This window comes from Rhodococcus ruitaii (assembly GCF_055230935.1).
The window spans coordinates 1-15,294 of record NZ_JBUYWC010000027.1 but is presented as its reverse complement, the minus strand read 5'-3'; the positions used below and the strand labels follow the sequence as shown (position 1 = coordinate 15,294).

The window sequence follows — 15,294 nt, the reverse complement described above, 5'->3', positions numbered from 1 at the left end:
ACCACTCTCAAATGAGAACAGCATTCTTCTTATCTGGCAGCGAACCCGTGCGAGCAGAATGTCCAGACCTCGTCGGCTGTGATCGGATGTGCGGTGGCGTTGGCGTCGCCGCTGGACTGAGCGATGAACATCACGGTTTGCATGGTCATCGCCGCGGCGCGTCGCGCGTTGAAATCGGTGCGTAATTGGCCCGATGCGGCGACCTTCTCCATGAGTTCGGTGAACAACGCCAGCATCGAAGCGTGCGCGACTTTGACCTCGGCTGGGTGGGTGAGCAGCAGTTGGGGTGCGAAATCGGTGAACAGGGGGCGCTGTGCAACGGGGTCGGGACGTGATGATTCAAACAGGAGTTCGACCGCTACTCGGAGCTGATTCATCGGATCGTCCTCGCCGGCCGCGGCTGCGCGGATCTGATCGGCCGAACGGCTGAGTGCATCCTCGAACAGTGCGAGCAGCAACTCGTGCTTGCCGTCGAACTGCAGGTAGAAGCTACGCAGCGACTGCTTCGAGCGATCGACGACCTCCTGTACCGTGAAGTCGGTACTGCCCTTCTCGGTGATGATGGCCTGAGCGGCGTCGAGGAAGCGCTGCACGCGCTGCTCGGCGCGCAGTTTCGCGGTGCGGATGGACCGCTCGACTGCGCGCTGCTTCCATGCGGGTTCTTCGCTCGGGCCGGTCACTGCGCGGACTGCCCATTGTTGCGTGAGGCAAACATGTGAGCACTGTACCGGAGAACCCGATTGGTCTCACAAGGTTACCCGAGAGTCAGTTTCGGGAAATGAGACTATTACTTTCGTCCATCGAGAATGATATTCTCGTATCGCTGTGCACCGCAGCTCCGTCAGAGAGGTGTGTAGGAATGCTTTTCGAGTTCGACTCCGATCAGCGACTGTGGCAGGACACCGTCCGTGACGTCACGGCGAAGGAATGTCCCTCCGCGCTGATCCGCAATATCGTCGACCACGGCGCTGACCCAGGCCCGCTGTGGAAAGTCTTCGTGGGGCTCGGCTGGACCGAGCTCACGGATCCTGAAGCTGCAGTCGAACTCGGGATCGTCCTGGAGGAATTGGGACGGGCCACGGACCCCACGCCCTACCTGGCGACGGTCACACAGTTCGCGCAGCTCGCACCCGGCGTGGCCGCCCCTGATCAGATCGGTGCTGCCGTGTACAGCGGCGTCCGTGCGCACCGCGATCCCGACGGCTGGATCCTGCACGGCACCGCAGCGCAGGTCCTCGACGGGGACCGCGCCGACCTGCTGGCCGTGGTCACCGAGGCGGGCGTCTTCGTCGTCGACGCAGACAAGGTCACCGCGACCCGCAGTCCGGTGTTCGACCCCGCCCTGCACATCGCAGAGGTGCGGTTCGAGCAGGTCGGGGTCAGGGGCGATCCGCGCTCCGACGTCGACCCTGCCCGGGCGCGCCACCTGGCTCTCACGGGCCTCGCGCTCACGACTGTCGGTGCGTGCCAACGGGTTCTCGATCTCGTGCTGGACCACGTGAAGAACCGTCAGCAGTTCGGCGTCACGATCGGCTCGTTCCAGGCCGTCCAGCACAAGGCCACCGATATGCACATCGCTATCGAACGTGCCCGCGCACTCGCCTACTTCGCGGCCCTCACCATCGCCGAGGACGATCCGCGCAGGAGCCTTGCCGCGTCGATGGCCAAGGCCGCCGCGGGTGAATGCCAATCGCTCGTTTTCCGTCACGGCCTGCAGTTGTTCGGCGCCATGGGATTCACCTGGGAGAACGATCTGCAGTTCGCGCTCAAACGTGCCCGAGCCTGCGAGCATCTGCTCGGTGGCGCCGCCGAGCATCGGGCACTGATCACCGAGGAGTATCGTGCAACTCTCGTATGACGACGCCGTCGAGGCGTTCCGCGCTGAATTCGTGGCCTTCCTCGACGCGAACCTACCCGACGAAGCAGATGCCACCGAGCGATCCACCTCGAGTGCCGACATGCCCGAATGGGCTCGACGCTGGCAGCGGCTCCAGTTCGACAACGGCTGGTTGCTTCCGGGAAACCCGCCGGAATTCGGTGGTCGCAACGCGACGCTGATCGAGCAGGCCGTTCACCTCGAAGAACTGTCCAAGCGCAGGATCTACCACAGCTTCAACCCGCAGGGGCTCGGCATCATCGCGGCGTCCATTCTCTCGTTCGGTACCGAGGAACAGAAGCAGAAGTGGGCCGCGCGAATCCTTCGCGCCGAGATCACCGCGGCCCTGGGAATGAGTGAACCAGGTGCGGGTTCGGACCTCGCGGGCCTTCGCACCCGGGCCGTCCTGGACGGCGACCACCTCGTCGTCAACGGTCAGAAGGTATGGACATCCGGTGCTCACCACGCCGATGTGCTCCTCACCTTCGTTCGCACCGACCCGGATGCGCCCAAGCACAAAGGCATCAGCGTGATACTGATCCCCACCGATACACCCGGTGTGGTTCGTCGCCCGTTCGCGTCCATAGCCGACAAGGACGATCGCGACTTCAACGAGGTGTTCTTCGAAGACGTACGAGTGCCGGCGGAGAACCTCATCGGCGAGCTCAATCAGGGCTGGGCTGTCGCCAACGGTTCGCTCGGACACGAACGTACCCTGCTGTGGCTCAGCTTCGCGGATCGCTTGGAAGATCTCGTTGTGGACTTCGAGCCCCGCACAGTCATCGATCGTGACCGGTATGCAACGTTGGTGATGGATCTGCAGGCGCTGCGCCTGCTCGGGTCGGCGGCACTCGCGCGTGAGTCTCGTGGTGAGCAGGACGTCGCGTCTCTGTCGGTCCTGAAACTGCTCGGATCCGAGTCGATTCAACGCTCGGTCGAGCACGCACTCGATGCCGAGGGCGCGGAAGGGCTCGTGCACCCTGCATCGACCGCGGCCTACACGCCGTGGAATCTCGACAACTTCGCGTCGAGCTGGTTCGAACGCTTTGCCCGCAGTTTCGCCGGCACCATCGCGGGCGGTACATCCGAGATCCAAAGGAACATCGTCGCCCAGCGAGTGCTCGGGCTACCACGCGGCTGAGGAGCGCAACTTGTACATTGTCTACGAGGTAGCGGACAGGATCGCCACGATCACGTTGAATCGACCGGATGCTGCGAACGCCCAGAACGCGGCTCTGCTGGACGAACTCGACGCGGCATGGGTGCGAGCGGGCGACGACCCGGACGTGTCGGTGATCGTATTGCGCGCGGAAGGCAAACACTTCTCCGCGGGGCACGACATGACCGGTGGAGGTGGCCCGGTTCCCGACAAGATCACGCTCGACATGATCTACACGAGCGAGGCGCGCCGCTACCTCGAGTACTCGATGCGTTGGCGCAACATCCCCAAGCCGTCGATTGCCGCGGTGCAGGGGCGTTGCATCGCCGGCGGTCTGTTGCTGTGCTGGCCGTGCGACCTGATCATCGCAGCCGAGGACGCGAAATTCTCCGACCCGGTCGTGATGATGGGTATCGGTGGTGTCGAATACCACGGCCACACCTGGGAACTCGGTCCGCGTAAGGCCAAAGAGATCCTGTTCACCGGTCGGCCGGTCACAGCTGAAGAAGCCGAGAAGACCGGCATGGTGAACAAAGTGGTTCCCCGAGATCAGCTCGACACCGAGGCACGTGCGCTTGCCGAGCAGATCGCGAAGATGCCGCCGTTCGGCCTGCGACAGGCAAAGCGCGCGGTCAATCAGACGCTCGACGTCCAGGGCTTCTATGCGGCCATCCAGTCGGTGTTCGATGTGCACCAGACCGGACACGGCAACGCGTTGAGCGTCGGCGGGTGGCCGGTGCTCATGAAGCTCGACGATATGAAGCAGAACATCGAGTAGAAGAATGGAATCGGGCGCCTTCACCGCTGGTGAAGGCGCCCGACGACATTGGCAGTCGATGTCCGCGGTCCGTCTCGTCGCGGATTTTTTGGCAGGTGGTACGTCAGTTCTCCACGAGAACGCAATGGGTTCGGCTGAAGATGGTCGGCATGCACTTGTTGCAATGGATGCAGAGCGAGCGGTGCGACGGTTCCGATCTGATTCGATTGATCAGGTCGGGTTCACGCAGCAACGCACGCGCCATCGCGACGAATTCGAATCCTTCGGCCATCGCGGTGTCCATACCTGCGCGGTCGGTGACTCCGCCGAGCAGGACCAGAGGCATGCTCACCGCAGCGCGGATCTGCCGGGCCTCCTCAAGCATGAACAGGCTCTCGTACGGGTAGCTCCGGAGTACCTGCTTGCCGATGAGTTTGATGCCGGTGCGCACGGGCTCGCCCAAGGCCGCGGCGAACTCACGGACCGGCGCGTCGCCACGGAACAAGTACATGGAGTTGAGCAGCGAACTACCCATGGTCAACTCGATCGCGTCGAGTGAACCGTCCTGCTCGAGCCACTGGGCAACCTGGATGGCCTCGTCGAGCCAGAACCCGCCTGGCACTCCGTCATCCATGTTCAGCTTAGCGAGGATGGCGACTTTTCCCCCGACCGCATCCCGGACAGTCCGTGCCGTCTCGCGCACGACGCGGGCACGGTTGGCAAGCGACCCGCCGTACTCGTCCGCGCGCTTGTTGAGCTTCGGACTCAGGAACGAGCTCGCGAAATAGTTGTGGCCGAAGTGGATCTCAACGGCATCGAAACCGGATTCGACGGCAAGTTTCGCGGCGGTCCCGTGGGCTTTGCGGATTCGCTCGATGTCGGCGACCGTGGCAGATCGCACCATGCGCATGCTCAGTGGATTGAACTGCCTCGACGGTGCCAACGCGGGCAGTCCGTTGCTGGCTCCGTTCGCGACAGGGCCTGCGTGACCGATCTGTGACGAGACGGCTGCGCCCTCGGCGTGGATGGCATCGGTGAGGCGGCGGAGTCCGGGTACAGCCTCGGGGCGCATCCAGATCTGGTCGGCTTCGGTGCGCCCTTCCGGGGCGACGGCGCAGTACGCGACGGTGGTCATCCCGACGCCCCCTGCCGCGGGCCGGCGGTGGAAGTCGATGAGGTCGTCGGAGACGAGGGCGCCCGGGGTTGCGTGCTCGTAGGTGGCAGACTTGATGATCCGGTTGCGGAGTGTGATCGGTCCGAGCGTTGCCGGTGAGAGCACGTCGGGGACGGTGCGGTCGGACAATGTGGCTCCAGTGCTGGTGGATTTGGGATAGTCGAACGCCACGTTACGTAGCCGCCGGGGGATCGACGGACAACTCTCCCACGCAGTGGGACGCGAAGGATGCGAAGCGGCGACCCGGACCTACAGCCCGTTCCGGCGAAGCCGACGTTTGGTGGCTCACAGGGGCGGGCGACCGCTGGCCGGGAGGTCGGGTTCCGGTCCTCCGGCGGGCGCTCCTACTGTCTCGGCACGAGCAGAACCCGCACATCGGATGTGCATCGACAAGATCGGAAGAGGTATCCCATCATGAGCAGAAAGAGTGCCGCGGTCGACGTGGTGGTGGTCGGTGCAGGTGTCGCCGGAATGTACGCGGTCCACACGTTGCGCGGGCATGGATTGACGGTCCAAGGCTTCGAATCGGCCGCGGGAGTCGGGGGTACGTGGTACCACAATCGATACCCGGGTGCGCGCTGCGATGTGGAGAGCGTCGACTACTCGTTCTCGTTCGACGATGACCTGCAGCAGGAGTGGACCTGGTCGGAACGGTTTGCAACGCAACCGGAGATCCTCGACTACCTGGACCATGTCGCCGACAGGTTCGATCTGCGTCGTCACTTCCGGTTCTCGACCCGAGTGGTCTCGGCGGAGTTCGATGAGGCCGATTCGCTGTGGCGAATCCACACCGACGACGGCGAGATCACGACCGGCCGATACTGCATTTTCGCCACCGGATGCCTCTCTGCCACCAATCTTCCCGACATCGTCGGGCGTGATGACTTTCGAGGCGAGGCGTATCACACCGGAAACTGGCCACATGCCGGAGTCGACTTCCGTGGCAAGCGCGTCGGTGTCATCGGGACCGGATCATCGGGAATACAATCGATTCCACTCATTGCTGAGGAAGCCGAACACCTCTACGTCTTCCAGCGCACCGCCAACTATTCGATCCCCGCCGGCAATCGCCCCTTCGACGCCGATGCAATGCGTGAGATCAAGTCGAGCTACGCAGAGCGCCGCCGCCTGTCCAAGCTCAGCGGAGGCGGTTCGCCGTTCACCCCGCACCCTCACGGCGCACTCGATGTCGCAGACGACGAACGCACCCAGGTCTACGACGAGTGGTGGAATCGTGGCGGAGTGTTGTTCAGCAAGGCATTCCCGGATCAACTGACCGATCTTGCCGCCAACGACACTGCCCGCGTGTACTGGGAGGACAAGATCCGGGAGATCATCACCGATCCCGAACTCGCCGCGAAGTTGATTCCCGACGATCATCCGATCGGAACCAAGAGAATCGTCACGGATTCAGGGTATTTCGATACGTTCAATCGAGACGACGTGACTCTCGTCGACCTCAAGCAGGCCCCGATCGAGCGAATCAACCAATCCGGTGTAGCGACCACCGACGCGCAATACGATATCGACATCCTCGTGTATGCAACGGGTTTCGATGCAATGACAGGTGCACTGAGCCGGATCGACATCCGTGGGCGCAGCGACCGGCGCCTGGCCGACGAATGGGCTGCGGGGCCTCGTACCTATCTCGGCCTCGGCGTGGCCGGATTCCCGAACATGTTCCTGGTCAACGGTGCCGGTAGCCCGGGGCCGCTGGCGAACATGGTGCTTGCGTCGGAGCAACACCTCGACTGGATCGTCGACTGCATCGAGTACGTCGACGGCCAGGGCGCGGCGACCATCGAAGCATCCCCGGATGCGGTGGACGCGTGGGTAGCCGAGTTGAACGAACGGTCATCGAAAACGTTGTTCCCCACGGCGAATTCGTGGTATCTGGGAGCAAACATTCCCGGTAAGCCGAGGGTGTTCATGCCGTTCGTCGGTGGATTCGCGGTATACGGCAGGATCATCGACGAGGTCGCCGGTGCAGGCTACAAGGGATTCGTCCTCGGGAGCAACGAATGACGCCGGATGTGCCGGGTTCGGGTGGACGAACCGCATCCGCAGTCGAGCGCGACGGACCGCCCGGCCGCAGATCGCTCGGTGTCGACCATCGCCGCATTCGCCACCCTGCTGCTCGCCGGTGCCGCCGGCATCTCCATCCTCGCAGCCTGGCGCGCCTCGGAGACCGAGGGAACAAGCTTGGTCGAAGAACGTTCCGGTCAACGGACACCCGCGTGATCACAACATGAAAGGTGATGTAGTGCAGAAGATGAAGGGATTGCGCGTGCTCGTCACCGGTGCGGCCGGGGGCATGGGCAGAAGCCACTGCACGACGTTGGCGCGAGCAGGCGCGGATGTGCTCGCTCTCGATGTCGAGAGCACTCGCGACGAGCTCGACGCGACGGTGGCAGCGGTCCGCGCCGCCGGGCGACGCTGCGTTGCGGCAGTCGCCGACATCAGGGACATAGTGACGTTGCGGACGATCGTCGATGCGGGAGCGGAGACGCTCGGGGGACTCGACGTCGTCGTTGCGAATGCGGGTGTGTACGACGTTCCCGGTCCGTCGTGGACGATCGAACCGCAGGCGTGGCGACGGTCGTTGGATGTGAATCTCACCGGTACGTGGAACACCGTGCGAGCGGGGGTCGCGCATTTTGCGGGTGGCGGATCGGTGATTCTCGTCAGTTCCACGGCGGGCATCAAGGCGATTCCGTCCGCCTCGCACTATTCGGCGGCCAAGCATGCGGTGGTCGGTCTGGCACGCACGCTGGCAAACGAACTCGGTTCCCGGTCGATCCGGGTCAATACGGTGCATCCCGGGTCGGTGCGCACCCCCATGATCATCAACGATGAGGTGTTCGCCCGATTGTGCCCGGACGTAGTCGACCCGACCGAGGACGATGCGGCCGCCGTGCTCGCGTCCCGCAACCTGCTTCCGGTGCCGTGGGTGGACCCGGTGGACGTGAGCAATGCGGTGCTCTTCCTGGCAAGCGACGACTCCCGTTACATCACCGGCACGCAACTCGTCGTCGACGCCGGACTGACGCAGAAGGTATGACATGAGTGGACGTTTGGAAGGCAAGGTTGCGTTGATTACGGGTGCGGCGCGTGGTATCGGGCGGGCCCAGGCTGTGCGCTTCGCGCAGGAAGGCGCCGACATCGTCGCCGTCGATCTGTGTGGACCGACCGAGACCGTATCGACCCCACCGTCCACGCCGGAGGATCTCGAGGAGACTGTGTCGCAGGTGCGGTCGCTGGGGCGCAGGGCCGATCCGCACGTCGCTGATGTGCGCGATCTCGACGCGCTGCGAGACGTGGCAGATCGCAGCGCAGAGTCGTTCGGGGGAATCGATATTGTGTGTGCAACAGCGGGGATCACCTCGTCGGCACCTTCCCTCGAACTCGACGACACGGCGTGGCAGACGATGATCGACGTGAACCTGACCGGTGTATGGCACACCTGCACCGCGACGATGGAGCATCTCATCGCACGCGGCGGAGGGTCGGTCATCATCACGAGTTCCATCGCGGGGCTGAGGGGGTTGGTCGGTGTATCGCACTACACCGCGGCCAAGCACGGAGTCGTGGGATTGATGCGGTCACTGTCGAAGGAGGCGGCACCTTACGGTGTCCGCGTGAACACCGTGCATCCGACGAATGTGAACACCACGATGATTCAGAATCCGTCGGTGCGCAGGGTGTTCCGGCCCGACCGAGACGAGCCCAATCTCGACGAGTTCGCCGAGGCCGCCACGAGAATGAACATGCTGCCGATTCCCTGGGTAGAACCGGTCGACATCGCCAACGCGTCGTTGTTCCTGGCCTCCGACGAAGCCAGGTACATCACCTCGGTGGCGCTTCCGGTGGATGCGGGCAGTACGCAGCGTTGACCTACCGGGGACGCCACCCGTCGATCAGCGGAGTCAAGGCACGAATATGGAGGGCGTGCAGCTCGTCGAGGCGGGGCGGCTCGGCGCCGAAGAGCCATGTCATGTATGCGGCCCGAGAGGCGGTGAAAACCATCTTGGCGACCAGGTGCCGAAGGAAGGAGTCTGTGGGGTAGATACCGGAACGGCCGAAGAGGGCGGCGAGACTGTCGATGAGCCGCTCCTCGGTGTTCTCCCAGCGGAGACGGTACGGAGGTGAGGCCATCACGAGTTGGAGAAGCCGACGCCAGTCGTCGGGATCGTCGGCGAGTTCGCCGGTGAGCGCGCTGATGATCACGAAGGCGATGTCGTTGCCGCCGGTGCATGCATCGAACTGTTCCACCAGGATTTCGGCAGATCGCTCGAACAACGGCAACACGACATCCTCCTTCGCGGCGAAGTGGCGGTGGAAGGTCCGCACCGACACCCCCGCCCGCCGTGCGATCGCGTCGATGGTGACCGACGTCGAGTTGTTCTCGAGGAACAGGTCGCTTGCTGCTGTCGCGATGGTAAGCCGTACGTCGGCGTGCCGATGCTCCATCAGCAGGCTCGTTCTCTTGCTGGGCATGGCGCACATCCTTCTCGCGATCGTCAGCGGTGTGAAAACACGGGCCTTGTGAGTGTAGTCACAGCGTGGCATAATCTGCCAAACAGGCGGTATCTGCCACGTTGGAGGTTTCATTGCAGTCGTCGAATCGCGCCGAGTCGCCCGTCGCCATGGTCGACCGTGTCATGTCCGTGCTCGGGGCCTTCGAAGGGGGGGAGTCGTTGACGCTGGCGCAGGTCGCGCGGCGGACCGGCGTGCCGCGATCCTCTGTGCATCGATTGCTGCGGCGTCTGTCCGAGCTGGGCGCACTCGATCGGACCGGGTACGAGTATCGCGTAGGAATCCGGATGTTCGACATCGGGAGTCATGCCCTCGACGAAGATTCGGTGTACCGGGTTGCGTTGCCGTTCATGAATCGGCTCGCTCGAGCCACCGGTGCCAGTGTGTATATCGGTTCGTTGTCCGGCCCCGACATCATCTACACCGAGGGCATCTGGACCGACTGGGCTGCGCCGCGTCGTCCAGGCATCACCCAGCCCGCCCATCTGACAGCGGCCGGCAGGATGCTCCTCGCCTGCCTGCCGGAGGCTGAGATCTCCGCGCATCTCCCGAGCGATCTGCGACGGTCGCGACCTGGATCCGGTTCGCTGACAGACCTGTATGAGGAGCTGCGGGATGTTCGTGACCGCGGCGTCAGTGTCAGTCGGAGCACCATAGTGCGGAACTCTGTCGCCTACGCGGTGCAGATCGGTCCACCCGACTGCGCATCGACGGCATTGACAGTGTGGGGTCCGGCCGAACAGATGCACTCGCCCGAGATCGTCTCCCTGCTCAGGCAGACCGGCCGCGCAATCTGGGAAGCCTCGTACCGCAATGCCGGCCGCGTACGCCCGGCCGCGAACAAGAGCGACATCACTGAGCTTCCGACGGCATCGGCCTGCGTTGCTGCTGGGTTCTGATCTTGGTTCCGGGGCGAGAAGGCCTGAGCCGAGCCTGTCGGTCCGCTGGACGGGATGCGGGGTTCCGGAGATCTCCGACGCAGGCCTAGGGTCGTCGTCAGACCGACACCGAGAGGCCGACACGCCGCCGGATGGGGCGTAGGACGCTGCGGCCCGGTGTCCGCATCAACAAGGAGACCCGCATGTCCTCGTCTGTGCAACCCGAGTCTGTGCAACATGAGTCGTTGTCGTTGCATCCCGAAGTGAAGACCATGCTGTCGACACTGAACGCGAGCTTCCCCGACGTCACCGCAATGTCGCCTCCGGAGCTTCGGGACATCATCCGTAGCCGCAGGGGACCGCTTCAGAATCTTCCCGACATGCACGCGGTGCACAACGTCGACATCGACGGTCCTGGCGGTGCACTCGGGCTGCGCATCTACCGGCCCCATCGTGCCGACGACGCCCTTCCGGTGGTGGTTTTTGCGCACGGTGGCGGCTTCGTCTTCTGCGACCTCGACAGTCACGACGAGTTGTGCCGCTCCATGGCGGAGGGTATCGGAGTGGTGGTCGTGTCCGTGGACTACCGACTCGCGCCCGAGCATCGGGCGCCGGCCGCTCACGAAGATATGTACGCTGCCCTCGAATGGGCCGCCGGCAACGCCGGACAGTACGGGGGAGACCCGTCGCGGATCGTGCTCGCGGGCGACAGCGCCGGCGGAAACCTTGCGGCAACCGTGGCCATCGCGGCCCGGGACAACGACGGACCCGCCGTACTCGGGCAGGCCCTGTTCTATCCGGTGATCGACGACGATGCCGACACCGACTCGTACCGCAAGTATGGGGAGGGGTACTACAACACGACCAAGGCCATGATGTGGTACTGGAAACAATACGCCCCGAACGGAACCGACGATGCACGAGTGATTCCGACGTGCACACGATCCCTGACCGGTCTGCCGTCGGCGGTGGTGGTCACCGCCGAACTGGACCCGCCGTGTGCTTCCGGCGACGACTACGCGCGGCGGCTTGCCGACGCAGGCGTACCCGTTCAGCATCGGCGCTTCGAGGGACTCTTCCACGGCTTCTTGACGTTTCCCTCGTTGTCGCTGACGGAACCTGCACGACAGCAGATCTGGACGATGATGCGCAGCCTGTTCGATTGAGTCCTGCGCTCGCGATGGCGCTCTACAGGTTGGCGATCCGCGGCGCTGAACCGGAGGAGCGCACCGATCTCCCTGCTTCGCGGGTCAGTTCTTTGGTACTGCCGAGCAATCCGTCGAGGAACAACGCACGGCGGATGTGCCGGTGCAGATCGTGTTCGTCGGTGAATCCGATACCGCCGAGCACCTGCTGGCAATGCCGCGCAGCCGTCACTGCAGCCTTGCCTGCAGCTGCCTTGGCCAGCAGCGAACTGAAGTCGTCGTTCGCGACAAGGAGCGCCGCTTCGGCTCCCTCGAGTGCCACGAATGTCTCTGCGAGTTTGTGGCGCACGGCCTGAAATCCGGAGATGGGCTTTCCGAATTGCGTGCGATCGAGCGCGTGGGTCCGGGCGAGATCGAGCATGGTGCGACCCGTGCCCACCAGCCACCATCCGAGAGCACGGCGCCCCGCAGCAACCGGTACCGGATTTCCGGAATCGGTGACCTCGACGGTGAGTTCCGTGTCGAGGACCTCGGTGCTCCGCTGGGCGCGATGCCATACGAGCCACGAACCGCCCGCGTACGGAAGCGGAATCGTGCCTCCCGGCTCGGCCCCCGCCTCCGTCAGGACCACGTCGTTGATGACAGGGGAGTGCGCGCCGGTCTCGCCCAGCAGCCGGAACACCAGGGGGATCGCGACATCGGGCATCTCTGTGAGCATGTCGTGCCAGCCGAGTTCGACGAGCGCCGAATCGAGTGCGATGCCCGAGGCGGACTCCATCGTCTTGCGTAGTGTGTCCTCGAGCAGTGCCAGCTCCGAATCGACCGATGGCGCAGTGCCGTTCGTAGTCATGACTCTTTCCCCAGGTGAAGTAGACGGCGGGCGATGATATTGCGCTGGATCTCCGCGGTCCCGCCGTAGATCGATGCGGCCCGCGAATACAGGAACTCGGTCCGAAGCTCGCTGTCGAACAGCTCGATGCTGCCCGGAATCAAATCCCTCGCGGTGTCGAACAGTTGCTGCTCCGCGGTTGCCAGCAGGACCTTGTCGACCGAGGTTTCCGGGCCCAGCGGAAGACCGGCCTCGAGGCGCTTCTGGGTGCTGTACGAGCGGCTCCGCACCATGTGCAGCGCGAGGTAGGCGTCGCCGAGTTCCCGATCGTCGGCAGGGTCCGAGACGGCAGCAACCTGGTCGAGACGTGTGAACAGGTAGGCGATCCGGTGCCAGAAGCACGACGAACGCTCGTGCGGTAGCAGATCCATCGCGAGCTTCCAGCCGTCTCCGGGATTCCCCAGCATCCGATCGGCCGGTACCACGACATCGTCGAAGTAGACCTCGCAGAACTCCTCGCGATCATGCATCGTCGTGAGCGGTCGGACAGTGATGCCCGGGGTGTCCATGTCGAGGAAGAACGCGGTGATGCCGTCGTGCCCGGGCCCCGTGCGGGTGAGGAGTACACATCGGGTCGCGAACTGTGCCAGAGAGGTCCACACCTTCTGACCGTTGATCACCCACCGGTCGCCGCGCTGTTCGGCGCGGGTCGACAGCGATGCCAGGTCGCTGCCCGAGCCGGGCTCGGAGAATCCCTGGCACCACTGCTCGCTGCCGTCGAGCAGGCGGGGCACCATCTCGGCCGCCAGTTCCGGGCTCGCATATTTGATCACCGTGGGTGCGAGGACCTCGATCATCGAGTAGATTCCCGGCTCGGCGAGGTCACGTGTCGCGACCTCCTCGCCGAGTACCGCTCGCAGCATCGCCTGTCCGCCGAGACCTCCGACCTCCGCAGGCCATCCGTAGCGCATCCAACCGGCATCGTAGAGAGCGCGCCGGACTCGACCCAGCTGCGCGACGTGTTCGTCGAAGGTGAGGTCGGGCCCCGGCGTGAGATCGTTCTCATCGAGCCAGTTGCGAACCGCCGTCCTGAACTCCTCGACACTCCCCGTCGCTTCGCTCGCCCCTGCGACACTCCCCGTCGCTTCGCTCGCCCCTGCGACACTCCCCGTCGCTTCGCTCGCCCCGGTGACGTTCATGCCGTCGGCGCCTCGAAAGCGTGCGGAATGCCCGAATCGTGCACACCGCTGCGCCGGATGAACGTCATCTTGCGGGTCTTCAGGCGCCATCCGGCGTCCGTCCGGAGATAGGTGTCGTTGTAGTACCCGATGCGCATGTCGTGTGCGGAATGTTCGACGAAGCACAGCGGCTGCGTACCGGTTGCGGTATCGCCGTCGAGCTCGATCAGCGCAGTGCCCACGAGGAACAGGCCCTGGGGGGCTGCGGCGACGAGCGCAGGGAACTGGTCGAGCGTGAACACATCGCCGAAGGCGCTGTAGGTGCCATCGGGCGTGAACACGTCGACGACGCCTTCGACCTCGCCCTTGGTCATGTGCACGGCGTAGCGCGCGAGGAGCTGGTTGATCTCGACGAGGTCACTTGTTGACATAGACCTTTCCGCCTTTCATCACGAACCGCACGTCCTGCGTGACGGTGATGTCTTCGGTGGGATCGCCCGGAACCGCGATGATGTCGGCGAGAAGTCCCTCGGCGAGGCGACCGCGGTCGTCGACGCCGATCAGCTCAGCTGCGTTGATCGTGGCGGCCTGGATGACCGCAAGCGGGGGGAGTCCTCGGTCGACGAGTGCGACGATCTCGTCGGCGTTCTTACCGTGCGGAATCGCCGGAGCGTCTGTTCCGACTGCGATCTTGACGCCGGCCTTGTACGCCGCGAGCACGGAAGTACGCGCCTTCGGGAACATCTCGGCTGCCTTCGCCTGGAGCTCGGGCGGGGCATGGGAGGTGTCCATCGCATCGGCCAGGCGCGTGGTGGGTACGAGCCAGGTGCCCTGCTCGACCATCTGGTCGATCGCATCGTCGTCGATGAGGAATCCGTGTTCGATGCAGTCGATGCCCGCTGCGACTGCGTGCCGAACCGCATCGGCACCGTGGGTATGCGATGCGACCTTCAGTCCGCGCCGATGCGCCTCGTCGACGATCGCACGCAGTTCTTCGTCGGAATAATGCTGGGCACCTGCTGATCCCGTCATCGACATCACGCCACCCGAGACGCACACCTTGATGAGCTGAGCGCCGTGCTTGATCTGGTAGCGGACTGCCTTGCGAACTTCGTCGACGCCGTTGGCGATGCCTTCTTCGATGGTCAGGTCGAGGACACCGGGTGCGAAGGCTGCGAACATCGTCGGATCGAGGTGACCGCCGGTCGGGGTGATCGCGTGGCCCGCGGGAACGATGCGGGGGCCGTCCAGCCACCCGGCGTCGATCGCCTTTCCGAGGGCCACGTCGAGCAGGTAGCCACCGGTCTTGACGAACAACCCCAGATTTCGCACCGTGGTGAAGCCTGCACGCAGCGTGCGGCGGGAATTGCCCACGGCACGCAGCATCCGTATCGGAGGATCGTCCTGCACCGTGGAGTAGACGGGCTTCTCGCCGCGCCCACCCATGAGCAGGTTGACCTCCATGTCCATCAGACCCGGCAGGAGGATCTGATCGCCGAGATCGATGACCTCCCCTTGTGGTTCGCCGCCGACGCCCGCAATACGGTCGCCGTCGATGTGGACGATGCCCGGTCGGATGATCTCGCCGGTCTCGACATCGAGGAGTCCGGCTGCCTTGAGCGTCAGCATGAGGTCACACCACCGGTTCTTTGGTGATGTCGGCCCAGGCGGCGCCGCTGTCGGGGACGCGGGGTTGTTTCCAGACTTCGACGGGGAAGGAGACCATGACCAGTGATTGCATCAGGTGCATGAGGGTGCGGGC

16 protein-coding genes are annotated in these 15,294 nt (G+C 64.2%); 9 read left to right on the top strand and 7 right to left on the bottom strand.

Annotated features, from left to right (window positions below):
- Window positions 1-29: 29 nt before the first annotated feature.
- The gene (locus tag ACZI8W_RS25390) at window positions 30-680 is read right to left on the bottom strand and encodes a TetR/AcrR family transcriptional regulator (RefSeq protein ID WP_463371305.1); all 651 of its coding nucleotides are present in this window, start codon (window positions 678-680) and stop codon (window positions 30-32) included.
- 179 nt (window positions 681-859) lie between these two features.
- Between ACZI8W_RS25390 and ACZI8W_RS25385 the strand changes: the two genes are divergently transcribed.
- Genes ACZI8W_RS25385 through ACZI8W_RS25375 form a run of 3 tightly spaced genes read left to right on the top strand, consistent with a single transcriptional unit; the run spans window position 860 to window position 3,813 of the window.
- Window positions 860-1,858, top strand: a complete 999-nt coding sequence (locus ACZI8W_RS25385) for an acyl-CoA dehydrogenase family protein (RefSeq protein WP_463371304.1) — start codon at window positions 860-862, stop codon at window positions 1,856-1,858.
- A complete protein-coding gene (locus tag ACZI8W_RS25380) occupies window positions 1,842-3,017 on the top strand; it encodes an acyl-CoA dehydrogenase family protein (protein WP_463371303.1) in 1,176 nt (391 codons plus the stop codon). The genes ACZI8W_RS25385 and ACZI8W_RS25380 overlap by 17 nt, the downstream gene beginning before the upstream one ends.
- Window positions 3,018-3,027: 10 nt before the next feature.
- Complete coding sequence (locus ACZI8W_RS25375) at window positions 3,028-3,813, top strand: enoyl-CoA hydratase (protein ID WP_463371302.1); 786 nt, start codon at window positions 3,028-3,030, stop codon at window positions 3,811-3,813.
- A gap of 103 nt (window positions 3,814-3,916) precedes the next feature.
- On the opposite strand, the gene ACZI8W_RS25370 is transcribed toward ACZI8W_RS25375, so the two are convergent.
- A complete protein-coding gene (locus ACZI8W_RS25370) occupies window positions 3,917-5,095 on the bottom strand; it encodes an NADH:flavin oxidoreductase (RefSeq protein WP_463371301.1) in 1,179 nt (392 codons plus the stop codon).
- 285 nt (window positions 5,096-5,380) lie between these two features.
- Here ACZI8W_RS25370 and ACZI8W_RS25365 point away from each other — a divergent pair, with 285 nt between their 5' ends.
- From ACZI8W_RS25365 to ACZI8W_RS25350, 4 genes are read left to right on the top strand one after another with little or no spacing between them, the layout of a single operon-like run.
- A complete protein-coding gene (locus ACZI8W_RS25365; protein WP_463371300.1) occupies window positions 5,381-6,991 on the top strand; it encodes a flavin-containing monooxygenase in 1,611 nt (536 codons plus the stop codon).
- Between the two features lie 21 nt (window positions 6,992-7,012).
- Window positions 7,013-7,207, top strand: coding sequence for a hypothetical protein (locus ACZI8W_RS25360; protein WP_463371299.1), 195 nt, complete (start codon window positions 7,013-7,015; stop codon window positions 7,205-7,207).
- 31 nt (window positions 7,208-7,238) lie between these two features.
- Window positions 7,239-8,027, top strand: a complete 789-nt coding sequence (locus ACZI8W_RS25355) for a mycofactocin-coupled SDR family oxidoreductase (RefSeq protein ID WP_463371327.1) — start codon at window positions 7,239-7,241, stop codon at window positions 8,025-8,027.
- A 1-nt stretch (window position 8,028) separates the two neighbouring features.
- Entirely contained in the window at window positions 8,029-8,859 is an 831-nt protein-coding gene (locus ACZI8W_RS25350) for a mycofactocin-coupled SDR family oxidoreductase (protein WP_463371298.1), read from the top strand.
- Window position 8,860: 1 nt separating this feature from the next.
- Here ACZI8W_RS25350 and ACZI8W_RS25345 read toward each other — a convergent pair whose 3' ends face one another.
- Window positions 8,861-9,463: a TetR/AcrR family transcriptional regulator gene (locus ACZI8W_RS25345; protein ID WP_463371297.1), complete on the bottom strand. Its 603-nt coding sequence runs from the start codon at window positions 9,461-9,463 to the stop codon at window positions 8,861-8,863.
- 113 nt (window positions 9,464-9,576) lie between these two features.
- Here ACZI8W_RS25345 and ACZI8W_RS25340 point away from each other — a divergent pair, with 113 nt between their 5' ends.
- Together ACZI8W_RS25340 and ACZI8W_RS25335 are read left to right on the top strand one after the other, a co-directional pair.
- Window positions 9,577-10,401: an IclR family transcriptional regulator gene (locus tag ACZI8W_RS25340; protein WP_463371296.1), complete on the top strand. Its 825-nt coding sequence runs from the start codon at window positions 9,577-9,579 to the stop codon at window positions 10,399-10,401.
- 182 nt (window positions 10,402-10,583) lie between these two features.
- Window positions 10,584-11,546 (top strand): alpha/beta hydrolase, encoded by a 963-nt coding sequence (locus ACZI8W_RS25335; RefSeq protein WP_463371295.1) that lies wholly within the window; start codon window positions 10,584-10,586, stop codon window positions 11,544-11,546.
- Between the two features lie 22 nt (window positions 11,547-11,568).
- Here the strand turns inward: ACZI8W_RS25335 and ACZI8W_RS25330 are convergent, their stop codons facing one another.
- From ACZI8W_RS25330 to ACZI8W_RS25315, 4 genes are read right to left on the bottom strand one after another with little or no spacing between them, the layout of a single operon-like run.
- Complete coding sequence (locus ACZI8W_RS25330; protein WP_463371294.1) at window positions 11,569-12,375, bottom strand: acyl-CoA dehydrogenase family protein; 807 nt, start codon at window positions 12,373-12,375, stop codon at window positions 11,569-11,571.
- On the bottom strand, window positions 12,372-13,553 hold the full coding sequence (locus ACZI8W_RS25325; RefSeq protein ID WP_463371293.1) for an acyl-CoA dehydrogenase family protein: 1,182 nt from the start codon (window positions 13,551-13,553) through the stop codon (window positions 12,372-12,374). Before ACZI8W_RS25325 ends, ACZI8W_RS25330 begins: the two co-directional genes overlap by 4 nt.
- Window positions 13,550-13,963, bottom strand: coding sequence for a nuclear transport factor 2 family protein (locus ACZI8W_RS25320; protein WP_463371292.1), 414 nt, complete (start codon window positions 13,961-13,963; stop codon window positions 13,550-13,552). Before ACZI8W_RS25320 ends, ACZI8W_RS25325 begins: the two co-directional genes overlap by 4 nt.
- Window positions 13,950-15,161, bottom strand: coding sequence for a metal-dependent hydrolase family protein (locus tag ACZI8W_RS25315; protein ID WP_463371291.1), 1,212 nt, complete (start codon window positions 15,159-15,161; stop codon window positions 13,950-13,952). The genes ACZI8W_RS25320 and ACZI8W_RS25315 overlap by 14 nt, the downstream gene beginning before the upstream one ends.
- Window positions 15,162-15,294: the final 133 nt, after the last annotated feature.